Annotated in this window: 17 protein-coding genes; 11 read left to right on the top strand and 6 right to left on the bottom strand. The window is 68.5% G+C overall.

Features of this window, described 5'->3' with window-relative positions; all coding sequences use genetic code 11:
* Positions 1-30: 30 nt before the first annotated feature.
* Positions 31-501, bottom strand: a complete 471-nt coding sequence (rpsG, locus tag AOM45_RS45245; RefSeq protein ID WP_030473470.1) for a 30S ribosomal protein S7 — start codon at positions 499-501, stop codon at positions 31-33.
* A complete protein-coding gene (gene rpsL / locus AOM45_RS45240) occupies positions 501-875 on the bottom strand; it encodes a 30S ribosomal protein S12 (RefSeq protein ID WP_030473471.1) in 375 nt (124 codons plus the stop codon). Before rpsL ends, rpsG begins: the two co-directional genes overlap by 1 nt.
* 308 nt (positions 876-1183) lie before the next feature.
* Between rpsL and AOM45_RS45235 the strand changes: the two genes are divergently transcribed.
* The 10 genes from AOM45_RS45235 (at position 1184) to AOM45_RS45190 (ending at position 11797) form a co-directional block, all read left to right on the top strand.
* A complete protein-coding gene (locus tag AOM45_RS45235) occupies positions 1184-1648 on the top strand; it encodes an LppU/SCO3897 family protein (RefSeq protein ID WP_030473472.1) in 465 nt (154 codons plus the stop codon).
* Positions 1645-2094: an LppU/SCO3897 family protein gene (locus tag AOM45_RS45230; protein WP_030473473.1), complete on the top strand. Its 450-nt coding sequence runs from the start codon at positions 1645-1647 to the stop codon at positions 2092-2094. The genes AOM45_RS45235 and AOM45_RS45230 overlap by 4 nt, the downstream gene beginning before the upstream one ends.
* 45 nt (positions 2095-2139) lie before the next feature.
* Positions 2140-2688, top strand: a complete 549-nt coding sequence (locus AOM45_RS45225) for a YbaB/EbfC family nucleoid-associated protein (RefSeq protein WP_035913811.1) — start codon at positions 2140-2142, stop codon at positions 2686-2688.
* Positions 2685-2993, top strand: a complete 309-nt coding sequence (locus tag AOM45_RS45220) for a WXG100 family type VII secretion target (RefSeq protein ID WP_051784734.1) — start codon at positions 2685-2687, stop codon at positions 2991-2993. The genes AOM45_RS45225 and AOM45_RS45220 overlap by 4 nt, the downstream gene beginning before the upstream one ends.
* A gap of 21 nt (positions 2994-3014) precedes the next feature.
* A complete protein-coding gene (locus AOM45_RS45215; RefSeq protein ID WP_030473475.1) occupies positions 3015-7538 on the top strand; it encodes a WXG100-like domain-containing protein in 4524 nt (1507 codons plus the stop codon).
* Positions 7535-9640, top strand: coding sequence for a type VII secretion system-associated protein (locus AOM45_RS45210; RefSeq protein WP_051784735.1), 2106 nt, complete (start codon positions 7535-7537; stop codon positions 9638-9640). Before AOM45_RS45215 ends, AOM45_RS45210 begins: the two co-directional genes overlap by 4 nt.
* Before the next feature lie 13 nt (positions 9641-9653).
* Positions 9654-10478 (top strand): phosphotransferase family protein, encoded by an 825-nt coding sequence (locus tag AOM45_RS45205; RefSeq protein WP_236704071.1) that lies wholly within the window; start codon positions 9654-9656, stop codon positions 10476-10478.
* A gap of 39 nt (positions 10479-10517) precedes the next feature.
* On the top strand, positions 10518-10829 hold the full coding sequence (locus tag AOM45_RS45200) for a TFIIB-type zinc ribbon-containing protein (RefSeq protein ID WP_030473478.1): 312 nt from the start codon (positions 10518-10520) through the stop codon (positions 10827-10829).
* Positions 10830-10916: 87 nt separating this feature from the next.
* Positions 10917-11363, top strand: coding sequence for a hypothetical protein (locus tag AOM45_RS45195; RefSeq protein ID WP_030473479.1), 447 nt, complete (start codon positions 10917-10919; stop codon positions 11361-11363).
* A 221-nt stretch (positions 11364-11584) separates the two neighbouring features.
* Positions 11585-11797 carry a hypothetical protein gene (locus tag AOM45_RS45190; protein ID WP_156094433.1) on the top strand — a complete coding sequence of 71 codons (213 nt, stop codon included), beginning with the start codon at positions 11585-11587 and terminating at the stop codon, positions 11795-11797.
* Here the strand turns inward: AOM45_RS45190 and AOM45_RS45185 are convergent.
* Entirely contained in the window at positions 11794-12210 is a 417-nt protein-coding gene (locus AOM45_RS45185; protein WP_030473481.1) for a hypothetical protein, read from the bottom strand. The genes AOM45_RS45190 and AOM45_RS45185 overlap by 4 nt on opposite strands.
* 108 nt (positions 12211-12318) lie before the next feature.
* Between AOM45_RS45185 and AOM45_RS45180 the strand changes: the two genes are divergently transcribed.
* Positions 12319-12600 (top strand): DUF4287 domain-containing protein, encoded by a 282-nt coding sequence (locus tag AOM45_RS45180; RefSeq protein ID WP_030473482.1) that lies wholly within the window; start codon positions 12319-12321, stop codon positions 12598-12600.
* 443 nt (positions 12601-13043) lie between these two features.
* Here AOM45_RS45180 and AOM45_RS45175 read toward each other — a convergent pair whose 3' ends face one another.
* The 3 genes from AOM45_RS45175 to AOM45_RS48995 all read right to left on the bottom strand — a co-directional run bounded on the left by AOM45_RS45175 (position 13044) and on the right by AOM45_RS48995 (position 21972).
* Positions 13044-16940, bottom strand: coding sequence for a DNA-directed RNA polymerase subunit beta' (locus AOM45_RS45175; protein ID WP_030473483.1), 3897 nt, complete (start codon positions 16938-16940; stop codon positions 13044-13046).
* A gap of 100 nt (positions 16941-17040) precedes the next feature.
* Positions 17041-20526, bottom strand: coding sequence for a DNA-directed RNA polymerase subunit beta (gene rpoB / locus AOM45_RS45170; protein WP_030473484.1), 3486 nt, complete (start codon positions 20524-20526; stop codon positions 17041-17043).
* 651 nt (positions 20527-21177) lie between these two features.
* On the bottom strand, positions 21178-21972 hold the full coding sequence (locus AOM45_RS48995) for a hypothetical protein (protein ID WP_063757202.1): 795 nt from the start codon (positions 21970-21972) through the stop codon (positions 21178-21180).
* Positions 21973-21999 lie beyond the last annotated feature (27 nt).

Genomic DNA, 21999 nt, shown 5'->3' with positions numbered 1-21999 from the left:
CCCGGCCTGGTGTCCAGGCCGGGCGTCACATCACCAGCGGTAGTGGGCGAAGGCCTTGTTGGACTCGGCCATCTTGTGCGTGTCCTCACGGCGCTTGACGCTCGCACCGAGACCGTTGCTCGCATCGAGCAGCTCGTTCATCAGACGCTCGACCATGGTCTTCTCACGGCGCTGCCGCGAGAAGGTGATCAGCCAACGCAGCGCCAGCGTGGTGGAGCGGCCGGGCTTGACCTCGACCGGGACCTGGTAGGTCGCGCCACCGACGCGGCGGCTCTTGACCTCGAGAGCCGGCTTCACGTTGTCGAGCGCGCGCTTCAGCGTGACGACCGGGTCGGTGCCGGTCTTCTCGCGAGCACCTTCGAGCGCTTCGTAGACGATCTTCTCGGCCACGGAACGCTTGCCGTCGACCAGCACCTTGTTGATGAGCTGGGTCACGAGCGGCGAGCTGTAGACCGGGTCGGAGATCAGCGGCCGCCTGGGGGCCGGTCCCTTGCGGGGCATCAGCTCTTCTCCTTCTTCGCGCCGTAGCGGCTGCGAGCCTGCTTGCGGTTCTTGACACCCTGCGTGTCGAGAGAGCCACGGATGATCTTGTAACGAACACCCGGCAGGTCCTTCACACGACCGCCGCGCACGAGCACCATCGAGTGCTCCTGGAGGTTGTGGCCCTCACCGGGGATGTAGGCCGTGACCTCGATACCGCTGGTCAGCTTGACGCGAGCGACCTTGCGCAGTGCGGAGTTCGGCTTCTTGGGGGTGGTGGTGTAAACGCGGGTGCACACACCGCGCCGCTGCGGCGAGCCCTTGAGGGCCGCCGTCTTCTGCTTGGCCACCTTGTCCTGGCGGCCCTTGCGGACCAGCTGCTGGATCGTTGGCATTCGCCGGCTGCTTCTTCCGTCTTTTGCGGGTTCGCCTCTCGGTTCACCCTCGTGTTTCTTGATCCCTCTCTGCACCCGAGGTCGGGCGTGTCGCCCGCTCCCAAGGTCCGCAGGCAACAGTTCAACTGCCCCTGCGAGTGGAGGACACCGCTGCCTCACGGGCACGCGGAGCGGCCCGACATGGGTCGGGCACGAGTAGCAAAGATACCCGCCCACGTCTACCTGGGTCAAAACGGGGGTACCGCGCTCGTACCTGCAGTAGACATGGCGACCGGACCCCACGGTACTCGTGTGACGGAGAACGCACTTTGAAGGCCAACCTGCTGGTCTGCGGCGCCATCGCCGTGGTCATCGCCGTACCGGGGTTCCTCATCGCGAAGGACCTGCTCTCGACCCCTTCGGTCGGTGACTGCGCCCGGCCGATCGGCGAGCTGGAGATGGACGAGACCGACTGCGCCTCCCCGGAGGCGACCTACCGGCTCGTCAAGGAGGAGACGAAGCGGTCGTCGTGCCCCGAGGGCGACTACTTCGTCCAGACGACCCAGCGCGCCCGCAAGACCGGTGGCAAGACGCGGCACTGCTACGTGCTCAACGTCAAGGAAGGCGACTGCCTCAAGCGCGCCAACGCGTTCCACGAACGGGTGATGTGCGGCACAGGCGGGTCGCAGCGCGTGTCCAGGGTCACCGGCGGCGTCGACCGGTCGTTGTGCGGCGACCACGAGATCCGCACGTACAGCGAACCCGCGACCACGATCTGCCTGGAGAAGTCGTGAAGACAGTTGCCCTGGCCGCCGCGCTCGTCCTCGCCCTGTCCGGCTGTTCCGGCTGGCACGAGCAGGCCGGCGTCGGCGAGTGCGCGAAGCAGATCGACCTCAACGACACGAGCGTCAACATGGCCGAAGTGGACTGTTCGTCCCAGGAGGCCGTGTACCGCGTGTCTTCCCGTGAGCGGCGCACGATGTGCCCGACCGGTGACTACCTGGACGAGTCGTCCGGGCGGTCGAAGCGCAACGGCAAGACCCGCTACTGCTACGTGCTCAACGTGAGCGAGGGCGACTGCCTCAAGGCGGTCAACCAGTACTTCGAACGGGTGGCGTGCGGCACCGGGACGCGCAAGGTCACGAAGGTCGTCGAGGGCAAGTCCGACCGCTCGCTGTGCGCAGGCGAGGACTCGAAGACCTACTCGCAGCCGATGAAGACGATCTGCATCACCAAGTGACCCGTTCGGCCAACAGGACGCTCCCGCGTTCGGTACGTTGCCGCAGTGCTCGACGACGATCAGCTAGCGGCTCGTAACGCAGAGTTGCGCGGCACCCTCGACAACCTGATGCGGGAGCTGAAGGACCGCACCGACGGCCTGCGCGACGCCCAGGCGGCGATCGCGGCGATGTCCGGGGTGGCGTCCTCCCCCGACGGCAACGTCGTGGTGACCGTCGACTCCACCGGGGTGCTGGACGAGCTGGAGCTCGGCCCGCGCGCGTTCGAGCGGGTCACGCCCGAGCAGCTGGCGCAGACGATCACCCAGGTGACCCGTCGCGCGGCCGCGAACGTGCGCGAGCAGGTCACGGCGCAGATGGCCCCGTTGACCTCGGAGGAGGGCGTGGTCGACCTGCCGGACATCGTGCCGGGAGCGCCGTCGTTGAAGGACATCTTCAAGGTGGAGCAGCGCGACGAACCCGCGCCACCGTCCGATGAGGACTTCGGCTCCTCCGTGCTGCGCGAGGAAGCCCGGCCCGTGCAGCGCGCGGCCTCCGAGCCGGACGACGACGACTTCGGCGGCAACTCGATCATGGGCCGGAGGGACAGCTGGTGACCGGGCAGACGTGGATGGAAGCCGCCGGCGTGCGCTCGGCGGCGGCCAAGATGGTGAGCACCGGCGAGGACATGGCGACCGGCGCGGCCACGCTCGCCCGCGGCCTCGACGCCGAAGGCCAGTGCTGGGGCAACGACGAGGCGGGCCAGAAGTTCGCCACCGACTACGTCCCCGCGGCCGACGGCGTCCGCAAGGTGATGGCCGAGGTCGCGAAGACGTTGCAGGACATCGGGAAGAACCTGGAAGAGTCCGCGAACCTGATGGAACAGCAGGACAACTTCAACGCACGCGGTATCAGCGGTTAGCAGTCTGGGGGGATTGCCGCCATGGGCATCGAGATGCCCGCCGAGGTCCGCTGGCTCATCCCGATCGTGGTGGGTGACAGCTGGCCGGAAGGCGACGAAACGGCGCTGCAGCGACTCGGCGACGTCTGGAAACAGGCGGCGACCGACGTCGACGAGGCCATGCGCCAGGCGGAGGACGCCGTCAAGCAGGCAACGTCCCACATGGACGGTGAGGCCGCGGAGGCGTTCAAGAAGTACTGGGAGAAGTTCGTCAAGGGCGAGGAAGCCACCCTGCCCAAGATGAAGGACGTCTCCGAGAAGCTCGCGACGGCCTGCCGCAACTGCGCGATGCAGATCGAGTACGCCAAGCTCTCGATCATCATCGCCCTGGTCCTGCTGGCCATCCAGATCGCGGTGATGCTCGCCTCGGCCGTGGTCTCGTTCGGCGCCTCGACCGCGGGCATCGTGCCGGCCCAGCTGGCGACCAGAGCCGGCGTGCAGATCGTCTTCCGCCAGCTCGTGCAGCGCCTGATGCAACAGGTGGGCCGCAACCTCATCGGCAAGCTGGCCCTCCAGGTGGGCATCGAGGTGGCCACCTCGGTAGCCACCGACCTGGCCGTCCAGGGCATCCAGCTGGCCAAGGGCACCCGCGACACCCTCGACACCTCACTCACGCTGGACGCGGCCAAGTCCGGCCTGATCTCCGGCGTGGTCGGCGCGGGCGTGGGCGCCGGCATGGGCAAGACGCTCGGCGACGGCCTCGGCGACTCGCTGGGCCGCTCCATCGGCCGCAACGCCGCCGAGGAGGCCATCACCGGCGCCGGCTCGGCCCTCGCGGAAGGCGCGCTGAGCGAGGAGGGCATCAAGGCCTCCGACGTGCTGTTCGGCGCCACCTCGGGCGCCGTCAGCGGCAGCGTTTCGGGCGCGAAGTCGGGCATCGAAGGCCTGAACGCGGACATCGACGTCCCGACGGCGGGCGACATGCCCTCGGCGGGCGACCCTCCACCGCCTCGCGCCGAGGTTCCCCGTGCCGACGTTCCCCGTGCCGACGGGCCTGGCCCCACGTCCACTCCGGACGCCGAGGCCCCACCGCGCCGTTCGTCGGACGCGACGAACATGTCTTACGCGGCCCCGCCCGTGGAGCAGCCGCAGCACCGCGGTGGACAGGATTCGCCCCCTGCATCGTCGGCACCGCCGCCGCCTCCTTCGCAGCAGCCGCAGGGCTTCCAGGCTTCGCCACAGTCCGCTCCAGCGGCAGGGAACGCGCCAGCCGCGCCTGCCGCCGGGAACGCTCCGGCCGCGCCGCGCTCGACGCCGGGTCTGTCGGGTGGCGGGTTCTCGCCGTCGGGCACGCCGACGCCCAGTAGCCACTCCCAGGCGGGTGGACCCACGCCGACGGCCGGCGGACACGCGCCAGCGGCAGGAACCAACCCGACGGCCAGCGGTCACTCGCCGAACAGCGGCAGTCCCTCGCCGAGCGGCCCGACCCCGACGGGCGGCGGCCACCCACCGAACACCGGCGGACCCTCACCGAGCGGCCCAGCCCCGACAGGCAGCGGCCACTCGCCGAACACCGGCGGACCCTCACCGAGCGGCCCAGCCCCGACCTCCACCGCACACCCGCCGAACACCGGCGGCCACACCCCGACGCCGAGCAACGCCTCACCGGCAGGCGTCGGTCACCCGCAGAACAGCGGCGCCGCAGGTCCCGCTGTCCACTCGTCCAGTCCCGGCGGGCCGTCGCCGTCAGGCAGCCCGGTCCCGCACAGCGCGAGCTACCCGTCCGGTAGCGGCGGGCCCGTGCCGAGCGGACCTCCACCCGCCTCGGCGAGCCACCTGCACGGTGGTCCGTCGCCCGTGGCGGGCAACCACTCCCCGATCTCGTCCACGAGTCCGAACGGACCGGCCAACCTCGCCCCGGCAGGCTTCACACCTCCCGGCGGCACGAACCACGGTCCTTCCCCGACCCCGGCCGGGCCGCAGCAACACAGGTCTCCCGCAGGCGACGCCGTCCACCAGGCCGCGACGTCCACGCCGGTTCCTCCCGCGCCCTTCACCGCGCCGCCCGGCCGCCACAGCGAGGCCCCGGCCCCGTCGCAGTCCTCGCCTCCCGGCCACGGCCCGGCGCCGCAGGGCGTGCCGCAGCAACAGCCGCGACAGCACCACCAGCGCCCTCAGCAGCCCGGACCACACCCGCGCAGCGCGCCCCCGCAGCGGCCCGTGCACGGCCAACCGCCGGCGCACACCTCCGCGCCGCCGCACGCCCGAGCTCCGCAACACGCGCAGCCGCCGCAACACACCCAACCGCGCCAGCACGCACCCCAGCCCGCCCCTCAGCAGCACCCGGCACCGCAGCCCCAACGGCATCCGGTGGCGCAGCAGGTTCCGCCCACCCACGGCCCGACACCTCAGCACCGGCCCGCCGACACCTCCCAGTCGCACGAACGGCAGGCCCGCAGCCACGCCGAGGACCTCGCGCGGCAGAAGACCCCCGTCACCCTGCCGGACCACCTGAAACACCTGCAGGACCACGCGGCGCACACCAAGGCCGGGCTGTCGCTGCACGAGCGCGCCAGCTCGGGCTGGAACCGCATGGACGGTGCGGTCTACTCCGCGACCACCGTCGCGCCCGACCCGCACCGCTACACCGTCGACGTGCACGGGTCGGCCGACAACGTGCGGGTGGGCGACACCAAGCTCACGCCCAAGGACCTCGCCGACATCATCCGGTCCAGCGGTGACTGGGACGGCAAGCAGCCGATTCGGCTGTTGTCCTGTCAGACCGGGACCAAGGCGGACGGGTTCGCCGCGAAGCTGAGCCAGGAGCTCGGCGTCGAGGTAGTGGCGCCCACGAAGGACGCGTGGGTCGACGACATGGGCAACGTGTTCGCCAGCTCGACGCACTACGACCACAAGCGCGGTGGCGAGTCGCCCGGCTGGCCGCCCAACGGCGACTGGGCCACGTTCAAGCCGGACGGCACCAGCTCCAAGCACGAGCGCTCCACCGCGCCGGGCACCACGCCCACCTGGGGCGACAACGTCCCGGAGCAGGGCGTGCGCGCGCACCGGCGCGGCGAGCCGATGGTGTGGGTTCACGACAGGTTCGGTAACGCGATGCTCGTGCCCGCGAGCCACGTCGCGCCGCCGCACCAGGTCAGGCAGCCACCACCCCCGCCGCAACAGCAGCACTGGGGTCCGCCGCCGAACCGCGGCCAGCGGCCACCACTGCCACCGCCGCCGAACCAGGGTCAGCGCCCGGTCGGGCCACCGCCGAACCAGGGTCAGCGCCCGGTCGGACCGCCGCCGCACCAGGGGAACCGCCCGGTCGGGCCGCCACCCGGTCCCGTGCCGCCGCGCGTCCCGCAGCAGGGCCAGCCGCGTTTCCCGCAGCCCCCCGCGCACCAGCAGCGTCCTCCGCTGCCGCCCCAGCAACAGCCGAACCCCGGACAGCAGCGGCCGAACTGGCAGCCGCCCGCACCGGGGCGTGACTGGCGACCGGTCAAGCCGCTCGACGCGTCCGAGGTGCAGTGGCACCGGCCGGGCGACGAGCGTCAAACCGTGCCGAGCACGCGGCCGGACGTGGCGCCGCCTGCTCCGACGCGTGAGCAGCGACCGGAGTCCGCACGGGTTCCCGAGGAGAAGGCCACCCACAACCCGGAGCCGGTTCACGACATCGCGCCGGTCCGCGAAACCGAACCGGTCCGCCACACAGAGCCTGCTCAGGACGCCGAGCCGGCCCACGCACCGGAGCCGACCCACGACCCAGAGCCGGTCCAGTCACCGGAGCCGGTCCACGCACCGGAGCCGACTCCCACCCCAGAGCCCACCCCTGCGCCCAAGCCCCAACTCCCCCCGTCGAAGTACACCGCCGCAGAAGATCGCAACGGCATCGCCTCGCGCCTCGAAGGCTGCGAGCCGCCGCCCGACATCCGCCGCGAATGGGCGCAGAAGGCCCACGACCTGCGCGAGGACGCGATCGCCAAGGGCGCCACCGACTACGACGACCCGCACTCCGAAGAAGCACGCGCCCACGGAGCGCAGGCCGCACCGGAAGGCGCCGCCCTGCACTTCGAGGACATCAGCGCCGAGGCCGCCTGGCGGATCAGCAACGAGGAGCTCTACCGGTTCGACAACCGGCACCCCGACGTGGTCTTCGGCGAGGGCTTCCACGTCAGCGAGCACAAGCAGGGCGGCACGACGCGTCAGCAGGTCACGTCCAACTCCGGCCGCATGGTTTCGGTGACCCGCGACTCGACCTGGTACACGAGCAAGCAGTTCGGCGGCGACATGCCGCCCCAGATCGGGGACGTCGCGTACAACTACGTCATCGACGCCCCCGGTGGACTCGACGTTCTCGCCACGCTGGAACGAGAAGGCCACAAGGACCTGTTGATGTCCGTCGACCAGGAGGCCGAGATCGGGTTCCTGGGCGGCATCGACCGGCGCTACATCAAGGAAGCAGTCGAGGTGAAGTGGAACGGCACGGAGTGGGTCCCGACGAAACAGGCCTACGCCAACCCGCACTACGAGCCGCACACCACTGATGCACTGAGGACCACGTCATGACCCAGCCCGGCAAGCCAGAGATCACCGCCGAGATGCGGGCAGCGGCCAAGCAGCAGGCCGGTGGCTGGCTGTACGCGGTCGACCCGATGCTCGACCCCGACGGCGTGGTGCCCCCGTACGCGATCAGGGGCGCCTTCGCGGTCGACGACCGGGGCGAGATCGGCGACTTCAGCCCGAACGCCAACTACCGGCCGAGCCCGCGCGCGCTCGAGCTCTCCCCTCCGGAGAACGCTCTGGAGCAGGCGATCGAACTGGCCGCCACCGGGTACGGCCCCGAAGGCGACGTGGTGTTCGCGTTGCTGGAAGCGGAGGTCTTCCTCGTCGACCGCGAGGAGCACCCCGGCCAGTTCGCCGTCGCGAAGGAAGGCGACGACGAGGTCCTGCACGTCTTCACCTCCGAGGCTCGGCTGCCCGGCAACTGGTCGCGCTGGCAGCGGGCGCGCGGCCGGGACCTCGCTGCGCTCGGCGGCGTGCTGCTCCGGCTCAACCCCGGCGTTCCGGCGGTGGCCTCGGTGACGGTGCCGGCAGCCGGCCTCGCCGCCTTGGTGCCCAAGCGCGCGACCACGTCGGAGTCCGAGCTCGGCATGCGCCGGTTCCTGGTGTGGAACAACAAGCTGTTCCCCAACACGTTCACGCAGCTCGACCACCGGATCGCACGGCACGTGCTCTTCGACGACGGGTCCGGCACGCCGGAACCGCTGGGGCTGAGCCTGGTGGAGTCGGCGTTCCTGAGCGTCGCGGTCGCGCACGGCACCGACGGTTCGCTGCACGAGGTGCAGGGCGTCGGTGACGACGAACTCTCGGTGGCACGGCTGCGGACCGGCAAGCCGAAGGAGGCCGTCACCAGGCCGCGCACGGAGTTCGAACGGCTCGCGCAGATGCGTCACGCCGACCTGCCGACGCTCGACGTGGTCGACACGTCGCCGCCGTACCTGGTGCTGCCGGACTCGAAGCAGACCCCCGCCCAGACGGACGCGCTGGTGGACGCGATCACCGCGCTGCTCACCCGGCACTGCCCCCAGGGCTGGCAGACGATCGTCGTGGAGTGCCACGCGCTCGGTCCGTGGCAGGAGCTCACGACGTTCCTGCGCACGGCCGACGGCGAGGAGCGCCACTGGCTCCCGCCGCTGATGGTCGGTCAGTGGTTCCACCGCCTGCGCACGGCCACCTACGTCTACCCGCACGGCGCCTGGACCACGGCGCGTTACGAGGTCAGCAGGGGCGAGCGGCCGACGCTGGCGTTCGACCGGCGCGCCGAACCGCGCTGGGCCACGTACTACGACCGCGGCCCCATGGACCTCGCGGACCAGTTGCTGCGCACCGAGTTCCTCTACTTCCCGCGCATGCCGCAGACCACCCCGGACTGGATGGCCGCGGCACTCAGCACGCTGAGCCTGGCGGGACCGCCGAAGTCGGTGTTCGCCGAGTCGCCCGCACCCGGCAACCGGGAAACGAACCTCGTGCGGATGTTCGACGGCATGGACGAGAACGAGACCCCGGTCCTGTTCCGGTCACCTGTCATCGCCGGCGAGAAGAAAGCGTTGCTGGACTACCTGACCAGCGCCACGGTGGTGCTGGCGTCGCGCAGTCTCGTGCGCGACTGGCTGGACCCGGAACGTCCGCAGGAAGTGCCGATGGCGTACCACACCGACGGCCGGTGGGTCTGGGCCAGTTCGGTGGCGTACTACCTCGAGCGGTACGACGTCGCGCCGGACCAGGCGTTCCTCGCGCACGTCCGCGAACGGGGATACCAACTGCCACAACGGTTGTCCTCACCCGTGCGAGCACGGGCACTGGCCGTGGCGACGGACGCGCCCGAGCTCGAACCCGGTCTCGCCGGCGAGTTCGACACGGCCGCGCAGGCCGTGCACGGCATCGCCGAGTTCCTGGGCCTCGACCAACGCAGCTACTCGGTCGGCGCGACCGTCGAGAACGCCCTGTGCCTCGTGCGCGCGGAGGACAGCTACGTCGTGTTCTGGTTGCACGACGGCGACAAGCGGTTCTACGCGGAGTTCGACTCCCCCGGCGACGCCGCGACCTACCTGATCGGCTTCATGTACAGCTACACCGATGCACTGCGCCAGCCGCCCACGCCCCAGTGATTCACTTGTGCGCGTGGACGACCTGATCGCGGCGATGGCCTCGCTGACCGGCTCTTCCTCCGATCCGGAGGTGCTCGGCGGCGACCGCGGTGACGTCGTGGTGGTGCGCGTGGGCGACGTGGTGGCCAAGGCGCATCCCGCGGACACCGACGTCGAGGCGTTGCGGCAGCGGGTGGAGATCGCGGCGGCGCATCCGGAGCTGATGCTGCCGCCGCTGAAGCCTCTGCAGTTCGTGGAGGACCGGCCCGTGACGATGTGGCCGTACGGGACGCCGGTGAGCCAGGCGGATCCCGACGCGGCGCCGTGGGAGGAGAGCGCGGCACTGCTGGCGCGGCTGCACGCGTTGCCCGTGGAGGGTCCGGTGGCGGGAGCTCCCGAACGGATCGTGCGCGCCATCGAGGCCCTGTCACCCGATCTGCCGTACGCCGACGTCGTCTTGGAGGCGTTCCAAACGCTGCCGCCTCTGGACCTGCCGGGCCGGGCGCTGATCCACGGCGACTGGCACCTCGGTCAGCTCGTCCACCGGGGCGCGTGGCGACTCATCGACGTGGACGACCTGGGGGTCGGTGATCCGGTGTGGGACCTGGCCCGACCTGCGGCGTTGTTCGCGGCGGGCATCCTCCCCGGCGATCTCTGGGCGAGGTTCCTCAACACCTACCGTGAAACGGGAGGAGTGGCGCTGCCGACATCGGAATGGGAGGCACTCAACATCCCGGCTCAGGCGTACGTTGTGCAAATGGCAGCGCGGGCACTCGTGACCGGTCTGCAAGCAGTGGAACCGCTGGTCGATGCATGTCGTCGGATCATCGCGACGCACGGCAACGGCGACCGCGGCTAATATCGTTTTTGTCCGGTCCCACCCAGGAGGCTCACCACGATGCAGTGTCCCAAGTGTCATGCGAACATGCGCACGTTCGACCGCATGGGCGTTCACATCGAGCAGTGCGACGGCTGCCGCGGCGTCTTCCTCGACTACGGCGAGCTCGAGTCCATCACCCGCCTCGAGGCCCAGATGCACACGCCGCCGCCCGCGGCCCCGGCCCCGCCGCCCGTCGCCTACCAGCAGCCGGCCCAGCCCGGTTGGGGCGCCGCGCCGCAGCAGATCCACCACCACCACGGCGGCTACGGCCACCACCCCTACGGCCACCGCAAGCACCACGGCCTGGCCGGTCTCTTCTTCTCCTCGTGAGCGTGCACGGCCCCGGATCCCTGCCCGGGGCCGTTGACGACTACCGAATTTCGGGGTGATAATCGGTAGTCAACGGGAGGAGTAGCCATGTCTGTCGCGACCGAGGCCGCCCACATCCGGGACCTCTTCGAAACGATCGAAGAGATCGAGTCCGTGGCGTCGTCCCTGTCAGAAGACGACGAACGCCGCCGCAAGCTCGACGGCGTAGTAGCCCGCACCCTCCGCCAAGCCCCACCGGTCCGCCCGGTGGTAGCAGGCGAACTCCTCGACCTCACCGAGAAAACAGTGAAGGCCTGGGCCCGAGAAGGCGTACTGGCCATCCACAGCCAAGAACCGCGCATGCTCCTCGACACCGTGCGCCTCCACGAGGTCCTGCACCTCGTCTCCGACCTGCGCCGCGCCGGCAAGACCCGCGGCCTGATCGACGAAGTCCACCGCCGCCTCAGCGACCAGTCCCTCCTCGACAGGTCTGACCTCGCAACCTCCCTCGACGAGATGCGCAGCGGCAAGGGACGCGTGGTCCGCTCAGTTTGATCCAGGTAGTAGAAACCCACACCGCCAACGCCCAGGCCAACGGTCTCCGCGGCCGAGCCCGCGTGGCCTACGAACGCTTCCTCGACGAACTGGCCCATTCAGGCTGCGCAGCCCTGGGCTACCGCGTAACGGGCCCAGAACCACTCCCACGCCTGTGCGTGAAACACCTCCGAGGCGCCGACCGAGTAGTGGTCGCCTTCCCTTCACCAGAAGTCGTGTGGGTGCTCCTCGTAGGCCCGCACGACGACGACCCAGGCCTGGACCTCTACGAGGCCCTCTACGAAATGGCCGGAGTTCGGCCGAGGTTGTCCGAGAAGCGCACCAAACCTCGCTGCTGCACCGACGAGTCCGGCATCCCACCCCTGGTGGACGAGAACCTGGTGGACGACCTCGTGATCCGCGCCAGGGCCCTGACCCGAGCCCGCCGCCGCTAAGGCTCCCGATCCAACACGAACCCGTCGGCAACCGGGTCGTAGTGCAGATAGGGCCGCACAGCGGGATCAACGCCCTCAAAGGCCAACGCCACGCGCCGACCGAACGCCCACCCCACGTGCCGCAGAAACGCAGCGAGCAGGTCCACCCGCTCCTGCCCCTGAAGCTCCCCGACGTGGATGTCGAAGAGCACGTCCTGCCCGTCAACGTTCTCGAAGAAGTTGACCTGAAATCCCTCCGCAGGCCACACCGCCAACGTGACACCACGTTCCTCGAACGCCCACCCCTGCTCCCGAACCATTCCGGCGACGGCTTCCCAAGCCCCCACCCCCGCCCCGACGACGCACCCCTCGTGCAGCGGCGCATCCGCCGGGTCGAACCACTCACGAACGTCGGCCCACAGCAGCTCCCCCATGCCTTCATGTAAGCAGCCGCCCGCAACCAGATTCCACCGACAAATTTTCTTGTCAAGACAGCCCAAGTTGTCCTAGTCTTCGTTCAACGACGACGAACGGAGCCCACGATGTCCTTCCAGGCCTACCTCGACGGCGCGGAGAAGAAGACCGGCAAGACCCCCGCGCAGCTGCTGGCAGCGGCAGCAGAACGCGGCTACGACGCAACGACGAAGGCAGGCGTGGTCCTGGACTGGCTGAAGACCGACTACGACCTGGGCAGGGGCCACGGCATGGCGCTGTACCACGTGCTGAAGAACGGCCCGGAAATCAGCGAGAAGCACGTGGGAAGCAAGGGCAGCCACCGAGACGAGTCAACAACGCTACGACTCGACGGCATCGCAAACCGCTAGTAGCAACGGCCAGCTCAAGCGAAGCCGAAGGCGAGCACACGCGATGGCGTAGCCGAGCCAGCTCTTCGCGTGAGGTTCCGGTGGGTTGGTCCCGTCACGAGTCGTGCCACAGCTCTTGTCGCGCCCGAGGGGAGAGGTCAAGTCGCACGCTTTTCGCGACTTGACCTCTCCCCTCGGGTGTGACCAGCTCCTGGCTCGACTTGGGATGGGACCAACCCACCCGAACCGCACGCCCTACGCAACGCGCAGCCGCCCATAGCAACGGGCGTGCCATCAACCCGCGAGCGGCGCTGGCCGGTCTTTGATCAGATTGGCGGGGTAAGGGCAGAGCCCCAAGCCCTAAACAGGCACCCGACACGACGACGCAACCCACCAGACAAAACGAAACAGCCCCCGGAAGCCGAAGCTCCCAGGGGCTGTTCCCTCAGATCAACCTACAACGCTCAGCGGTAGTCCCGCCCGAAGTCGTAGTCGTCCAACGGCACCGCGGCACCAGTCCCAGTCCCGAAGACGTCCGGCGTGTAGTACCCGTCGTCGTAGGAAGGAATCGCGTACGCAGCCGCACGCGCCTCCTCAGTCGGCTGAACCTGGATGTTGCGGTAGCGGTTGATGCCCGTACCAGCCGGGATCAACTTACCGATGATCACGTTCTCCTTCAGACCGATGAGCTTGTCCGAACGCCCGTTGATGGCGGCGTCGGTCAGCACGCGGGTCGTCTCCTGGAACGACGCGGCGGACAGCCACGAGTCGGTCGCGAGAGACGCCTTCGTGATACCCATCAGCACCGGACGACCGGCAGCCGGCTCGCCACCCTCGGCGACGACCGCGCGGTTGCCCGACTCGAAGTCGGCGCGCTCGACCAGCGAGCCCGGCAGGAACTCGGTCGCGCCGGAGTCGATGATCGTGACCCGGCGGAGCATCTGCCGGACGATGACCTCGATGTGCTTGTCGTGGATGGCCACACCCTGGGCGCGGTACACCTTCTGCACTTCCTGCACCAGGTGCAGCTGGGCCTCGCGCGGGCCCATGACGCGCAGGACCTCGTGCGGGTCCGGAGTACCTTCCAGCAGCTGCTGGCCGACGGCCACGTGGTCGCCGTCCTGCAGCGGGCCCGTCGCCGTGTTGGCGAGACGCTGACGCTTGGACAGCTTCTCGAACACGATCTCCTCGGAGCCGTCGTCCGGGATCAGCGTGATCTTCCAGAAGCGGTCGCCGTCCTCGATGCGGACGCGGCCGTCGACGTCGGCGATCGGCGCCTTGCCCTTCGGGACGCGGGCCTCGAAGAGCTCCTGGACACGGGGCAGACCGGTCGTGATGTCGTCACCGGCCACACCACCCTGGTGGAACGTACGCATCGTCAGCTGCGTGCCGGGCTCACCGATCGACTGGGCGGCGACGATGCCGACGGCCTCGCCGACGTCGACCAGCTGGCCGGTGGCCATCGAGCGGCCGTAGCAGGACGCGCACACGCCGACCGCGGACTCGCAGGTCAGGACCGAGCGGACCTTCACGCGGAGGATGCCCGCGTCGACCAGCGACTGCAGTGCCGGGTCGCCGAGGTCGTCACCGCGGTTCAGCACCAGGTTGCCCTGGGCGTCCGTGATGTCGTCCGCGACGGTGCGGGCGTAGACCGACGTCTGCGCGAACTCGTGCAGGCCGACCTTGTCGCCCAGCTGCTCGCCGACGGTCATCTGCACACCACGGGTGGTGCCGCAGTCGACCTCGCGGATGATGACGTCCTGCGAGACGTCCACCAGACGACGGGTCAGGTAGCCCGAGTCGGCGGTACGAAGCGCGGTGTCGGCCAGACCCTTGCGAGCACCGTGGGTCGCGATGAAGTACTCGAGCACCGACAAGCCCTCGCGGAACGAGTTCTTGATCGGACGCGGGATGTACTCACCCTTCGGGTTGGTGACGAGACCACGCATACCCGCGAGCGAACGGACCTGCGTCATGTTGCCGGCGGCGCCGGACTGCACGATGACGCGGATCGAGTTGTCCTCGGGGAAGTTGTCTTCCATGATCTCGTGGACCTGCTCGGTGGCCTTGGTCCACACCTTGACCAGCTCGGAGTTGCGCTCCTCGTGGGAGAGCTGACCGCGCTGGTAGCGCTTCTCGACGGCGTCCGCGAGGCGCTCGTGCTCCTCGAGGATGTCCTGCTTCGCCGCGGGCACGAGGACGTCCGAGATCGCGACGGTCACACCGGAACGGGTGGCCCAGTGGAAACCGGCGTCCTTCAGCTTGTCCAGCGTCCGGGCGACGGTGACCATCGGGTACCGCTCGGCGAGGTCGTTGATGATCACGGCCTGCCGCTTCTTGGGCATGACCTCGTTGATGAAGGCGTAGTCCTGCGGCAGGATCTCGTTGAACAGCACGCGACCCAGCGTGGTCTCCGCGAGCCACGGCTGACCGGGCTCCCAGCCCTCCGGCTCCTGGCCCTTCGGCGGGTTCTTGTCGGAGACGCGGATCTTCACCATCGCCTGCAGGCCCAGGACCTTGCGGTCGAACGCCATCAGGGCCTCGGCGGGCGACGAGTAGAAGTGCCCCTCGCCGATGTCGCCGGCCTTGTGCCGGGTCAGGTGGTACAGGCCCGTCACCATGTCCAGACGCGGCATGGCCAGCGGCTTGCCGGACGCCGGGGACAGGATGTTGTTCGACGACAGCATCAGGACGCGGGCCTCGGCCTGCGCCTCGGCGGACAGCGGCAGGTGGACTGCCATCTGGTCACCGTCGAAGTCGGCGTTGAACGCTTCACAGACCAGCGGGTGCAGCTGGATGGCCTTGCCCTCGACCAGCTGCGGCTCGAAGGCCTGGATGCCGAGGCGGTGCAGCGTAGGTGCACGGTTGAGCAGCACCGGGTGCTCGGTGATGACCTCTTCCAGCACGTCCCACACGGCCGGGCGCGCACGCTCGACCATCCGCTTGGCGGACTTGATGTTCTGCGCGTGGTTGAGGTCCACGAGCCGCTTCATCACGAACGGCTTGAAGAGCTCCAGTGCCATCTGCTTGGGCAGACCGCACTGGTGCAGCTTGAGCTGCGGGCCGACCACGATGACCGAACGGCCGGAGTAGTCGACGCGCTTGCCGAGCAGGTTCTGGCGGAACCGGCCCTGCTTGCCCTTCAGCAGGTCGGACAGCGACTTCAGCGGGCGGTTGCCGGGACCCGTGACCGGGCGGCCGCGGCGGCCGTTGTCGAACAGCGCGTCGACGGCCTCCTGCAGCATCCGCTTCTCGTTGTTGACGATGATCTCGGGCGCGCCGAGGTCGATCAGTCGCTTGAGGCGGTTGTTGCGGTTGATGACGCGGCGGTACAGGTCGTTCAGGTCAGACGTGGCGAAGCGGCCACCGTCGAGCTGCACCATAGGGCGCAGGTCCGGCGGGATGACCGGGACGCAGTCCAGGACCATGCCCTGCGGGTTGTTGCGGGTCGCCTGGAAGGCGGCAACGACCTTGAGGCGCTTGAGCGCACGCAGCTTCTTCTGGCCCTTACCGCTGCGGATCGTCTCGCGCAGGATGTCGGCCTCGGCGTCGACGTCGTAGTCACCCAGGAGCTTCTGGATGGCCTCCGCGCCCATGGCACCGGTGAAGTAGTCGCCGTAGCGGTCGTACAGCTCGCGGTAGAGCAGCTCGTCCGCGATCAGCTGAGCGCGCTCGAGCTTGGTGAAGGTGGACCAGATCTCGTCGAGGCGGTCCAGCTCGCGCTGGGCGCGGTCGCGGAGCTGGCGCATCTCACGTTCGCCACCCTCCTTGACCTTGCGGCGCACATCGGACTTGGCACCCTCGGCCTCGAGCTCGGCCAGGTCGGCCTCGAGCTTCTGGGCGCGGGCCTCCACGTCGGCGTCGCGGCGGTTCTCGACGCGCTTGCGCTCGACCTGCATCTCGCTCTCGAGCGTGGGCAGGTCGTTGTGGCGCAGCTCGGCGTTCACGCCCACGATCACGTAGGCGGCGAAGTAGATGATCTTCTCGAGGTCCTTGGGGGCCAGATCGAGCAGGTAGCCCAACCGGCTGGGAACGCCCTTGAAGTACCAGATGTGCGTGACCGGAGCGGCGAGCTCGATGTGGCCCATGCGCTCACGACGCACCTTCGCGCGGGTCACCTCGACGCCGCAGCGCTCACAGATGATGCCCTTGAAGCGCACGCGCTTGTACTTGCCGCAGTAGCACTCCCAGTCCCTGGTGGGACCGAAGATCTTCTCGCAGAACAAGCCGTCCTTCTCAGGCTTGAGCGTGCGGTAGTTGATGGTCTCGGGCTTCTTGACCTCGCCAAAAGACCACTGGCGGATGTCGTCCGCGGTCGCGAGACCGATGCGGAGCTCATCGAAGAAGTTGACGTCGAGCACGTCTACTCTCTTCCCCTTTTTAGATCGGTGGCAAAGGAGCTGGTCGGAAGGCCGTCAGGGGGAACGCGGGAGGTGTTCCCCCTGACGGCCGGCGAGGTGACTAGTTGACGACGTCGTCCACGGAGGGCGACTCGGACCGCGACAGGTTGATGCCGAGGTTCGCGGCCGCGCGCTCCAGGTCCTCGTCGTCGCCGTCGCGCATCTCGATCGCGGCACCGTCCGAAGACAGGACCTCGACGTTGAGGCACAGCGACTGCAGCTCCTTGAGCAGCACCTTGAAGGACTCCGGGATGCCGGGTTCCGGGATGTTCTCGCCCTTGACGATGGCCTCGTAGACCTTCACGCGGCCGAGCACGTCGTCGGACTTGATGGTGAGCAGCTCCTGCAGGGTGTACGCGGCGCCGTACGCCTGCATCGCCCAGCACTCCATCTCACCGAAGCGCTGACCACCGAACTGCGCCTTACCACCCAGCGGCTGCTGCGTGATCATCGAGTACGGGCCGGTCGAACGCGCGTGGATCTTGTCGTCCACCAGGTGCAGCAGCTTCAGGATGTACATGTAGCCGACCGACACGGGGAACGGGTACGGCTCGCCGGAGCGACCGTCGAAGAGCTGCGCCTTGCCGTTCTCCTTGACCATCCGCTCGCCGTCGCGGTTCGGGATCGTCGAGCCGAGCAGGCCCGTGATCTCCTCTTCCTTGGCGCCGTCGAAGACGGGGGTCGCGGTCTTGGTGCCGGGCTCGACGTCGTACAGCTCTTCCGGCAGGTTCTTCGCCCAGTCCGGGTCGCCGTTGACGCTCCAGCCCTGCTTGGCGATCCACCCGAGGTGGGTCTCCAGCACCTGGCCGATGTTCATACGACGCGGCACACCGTGGGTGTTCAGGATGATGTCGACCGGCGTGCCGTCCTCGAGGAACGGCATGTCCTCCGCGGGGAGGATCTTGCCGATGACGCCCTTGTTGCCGTGGCGGCCGGCGAGCTTGTCACCATCCTGGATCTTGCGCTTCTGGGCCACGTAGACGCGGACGAGCTCGTTCACGCCCGGAGGCAGCTCGTCGTCGTCCTCACGCGAGAAGACGCGGATGCCGATGACCTTGCCGTACTCACCGTGCGGCACCTTGAGCGAGGTGTCGCGGACCTCGCGCGCCTTCTCACCGAAGATCGCGCGGAGCAGACGCTCCTCGGGGGTCAGCTCGGTCTCACCCTTGGGCGTGACCTTGCCGACGAGGATGTCGCCCGGCTGCACCTCGGCACCGATGCGGATGATGCCGCGCTCGTCGAGGTCGGCCAGGACCTCCTCGGAGACGTTCGGGATGTCCCGGGTGATCTCCTCGGCGCCGAGCTTCGTGTCGCGGGCGTCGATCTCGTGCTCCTCGATGTGGATCGAGGTGAGAACGTCGTCCTGCACGAGGCGCTGCGACAGGATGATCGCGTCCTCGTAGTTGTGGCCTTCCCACGGCATGATCGCCACGAGCAGGTTCTTGCCGAGCGCCATCTCACCGTTCTCGGTGCACGGCCCGTCGGCCAGGACCTGGCCCTCCTGCACCCGGTCGCCCTCGTTGACGATGGGCTTCTGGTTGATGCAGGTGCCCTGGTTCGAGCGACGGAACTTGTGCAGCGCGTAGGTGTTGCGCGCACCGTCGTCGGCCATGACGGTGATGTAGTCGGCGGAGACCTCCTCGACCACACCGGTCTTCTTCGCGACGACGACGTCACCGGCGTCGACCGCGGCACGCAGCTCCATGCCGGTGCCGACCAGCGGCGACTCGGAGCGGAGCAGCGGCACGGCCTGACGCTGCATGTTCGCACCCATCAGGGCGCGGTTCGCGTCGTCGTGCTCGAGGAACGGGATCATGGCGGTCGCGGCCGACACCATCTGGCGCGGCGAGACGTCCATGTAGTCGACGTCCATCGGGTCGATGAACTCGACCTCGCCGCCCTTCTTGCGAACAAGAACGCGGTCGTCGGTGAAGTTGCCCTCGTCGTCGGTCGGCGAGTTCGCCTGCGCCTTGACGAAGCGGTCTTCCTCGTCCGCGGTCAGGTAGTCGATCTGGTCGGTGACCCGGCCCTCGGTGACCTTGCGGTACGGCGTCTCGATGAAGCCGAACGGGTTGACCCGCGCGTAGCTCGAGAGCGAACCGATCAGACCGATGTTCGGGCCTTCCGGCGTCTCGATCGGGCACATGCGGCCGTAGTGCGACGGGTGGACGTCGCGGACCTCCATGCCGGCCCGCTCACGGGACAGACCACCGGGACCCAGCGCCGACAGGCGGCGCTTGTGGGTCAGACCCGCGAGCGGGTTGGTCTGGTCCATGAACTGCGAGAGCTGCGAGGTGCCGAAGAACTCCTTGATCGCCGCCACGACGGGACGGATGTTGATCAGGGTCTGCGGCGTGATCGCCTCGACGTCCTGCGTGGTCATGCGCTCGCGGACGACGCGCTCCATGCGGGACAGGCCGACGCGGATCTGGTTCTGGATCAGCTCGCCGACCGTGCGCAGGCGACGGTTGCCGAAGTGGTCGATGTCGTCGACCTCGACGGGGACGTCGGTGCCGTTGGCGGCGTCCATCTGCGTCTCACCCGCGTGCAGGCGGACGAGGTACTCGATCGTCGTGACGATGTCGTCCTCGGTCAGCACGCCGGTGTTGATGTCGGTGTCCAGGCCCAGCTTCTTGTTGACCTTGTAGCGGCCAACCTTCGCCAGGTCGTAGCGCTTGTCCTTGAAGAACAGGTTCTCCAGCAGGGCCTGCGCGGACTCCTTCGTGGGCGGCTCGCCCGGACGCAGCTTGCGGTAGATGTCGAGCAACGCCTCGTCGGTACCCGCGGTGTGGTCCTTCTCGAGCGTGGTCAGCAACGTCTCGCTGAACGCGAACCGCTCGCGGATCTGCTCGGTGCTCCAGCCCAGAGCCTTCAGCAGCACCGTCACCGGCTGGCGACGCTTGCGGTCGATGCGGACACCAACGGTGTCGCGCTTGTCGACGTCGAACTCCAGCCAGGCACCCCGGGACGGGATGATCTTGACGCTGAAGACGTCCTTGTCCGTCGTCTTGTCGACCGCGGTGTCGTAGTAGACACCGGGCGAACGCACGAGCTGGGAGACAACCACGCGCTCGGTGCCGTTGATGATGAACGTGCCCTTGTTCGTCATCATCGGGAAGTCACCCATGAACACCGTCTGGCTCTTGATCTCGCCAGTGGTGTGGTTGGTGAACTCCGCCGTGACGAACAGCGGTGCCGCGTACGTCATGTCCTTGTCCTTGCACTCCTCGGTCGAGGCCTTGACCTCGTCGAAGCGCGGGTCGGAGAAGGACAGTGACATGGAGCCGGAGAAGTCTTCGATCGGCGAGATCTCGTTGAGGACCTCTTCGAGGCCGCCCGTCGGGGTCTCGTCGCCAGCGTCGACGCGACGCTGGAACCACGCCTCGTCGCCGGTGAGCCATTCGAACGACTGGATCTGCAGGTCGAGCAGGTTGGGCGTCGAGAGCGGCTCGTGAATCTTTGCGAACGAGACGCGCTTCGGCGCTCCAGGGATCCCCGACGTGGAGTTGGTCGCAGCAGTGGCCTTGGTCGCGCGAGAGATCGCCAAGATGCGTCCTTCCAGGGACAGGTAGCTGGCTAGAGCGAACTAGCACGGCTGTCAAGGGTGCGGCGATGCCCGACTAATCCACGCTCTCGGCGAAGGGCAAGCGGAAAATGGGCAGCGCAAAGGGGCAGTCTAGCCACGCGCACGGCGACTGTCGAGAGGCACCTGGAAGGACCCTCCTCTTGCTCACCGACAGAGTGACCCTGCATGAGCGTGCAGTCAAGATGTTGCGCGCCGATCCACCCTCTGGATGGAGCGAGGTTCACCGACTGTCACCCATTTGACCTGCACAAACACGTGTGCGGCCGATTTGGTTGGAAGTTGGCGGCTTCAAGTGAACTTACAGAGCGCCACGAGATTTGTGTGACTGAGATCACGCGTGTCGGGGCTGGCGGAGGGGGTGTTTTCAGTGCTTTCCGGGTACTTCCGGGGCCCCTCACAGCGGAGTTGATCTTAGGGCACGGCGTTGGCCGGGCGGACACCGGCCCGGGCCAAACGACCGGGCCGGGGTAGGGCCTGCCGGAGCAGCCGCGAGAGTACGCGGGGAGCTTTCGTACTCCAGGAGCGCACGCGGGGGCCCCGCGTGCCGCCGGACAGGCAGCACGCGGGGGCCCTGCGTTCCCCGGAAGGTGACGCGGGGCCCCCGCGTCACCTTCAGCAGGTCTGGAGTTGCTGGGTCTGTTCGGCCGTCGCGCCGAACATCTCCATGTTGTCGATCTTCCACCGGCCACCGGTGTCGACCGCGCTCACGCGGAGCATCGCGGTGCCGCCGCCCGACTGGTTGTCGGTAGTGCGGGTGGTGACCTGGTCGGCGAAGACCAGCACGGTCGCGTGGTCGCCCTTCAGGGACGACACGGCAGATGAGACGACACGAACCGTCACGACCAGCTTCTGCTGCGGCGCGACTTCCTTCACGGGGCCGAACACGGCGTTGTACTGGCACAGGGCCTTGCCCGTGAGCAGTTCGCGAGCCGCCTTCTCCGTCGACTCGACGTCGGCGAAGTTGTACGAGAACGACTTCTCCACGGCCTCGCGGACCTGGCCGTTGACCGCAGACGTGGCCGCGGCGTCGACCAAGGCGGCGTCGTAGGACACTGCGCGGGACTTGACCAGGAAGAACGTGCCCAGGCCACCCAGCAGGACCGCCACCAGGAGCAGGGCCGCGGGCAGCATCCAGCCGGGCTGCCCTGCGAGCGCCGACGGGGCCTCGGACTCGGTCTTCTCCGCGTCGGCGGCGAACCGGGCCTTCTTCTCGGCGAACTCCTCGGTCGACTCCTTCGTCGCAGGCGGCGTCCACTCGACCGCCGTCGGCGCCTTGAGCTCCTCCTGCTCCTCCTCCACGACCTCGGGAGCGGCGGCCGCGTCGGAGGCGCGGCGGTGCAGACCGGCGACCTTCGGGCGGCCTCCGGTCGGGGGCGTCGGGATGGGGCGGCGGCGGGATGGAGGCACTTGCACTCGTCCAATCAACTCTGGCCG

The organism is Lentzea aerocolonigenes (assembly GCF_000974445.1).
Classification (GTDB): domain Bacteria; phylum Actinomycetota; class Actinomycetes; order Mycobacteriales; family Pseudonocardiaceae; genus Lentzea; species Lentzea aerocolonigenes.
The sequence above is the reverse complement of the archived record's forward strand: the minus strand, read 5'-3'. Positions and strand labels throughout refer to the sequence as shown.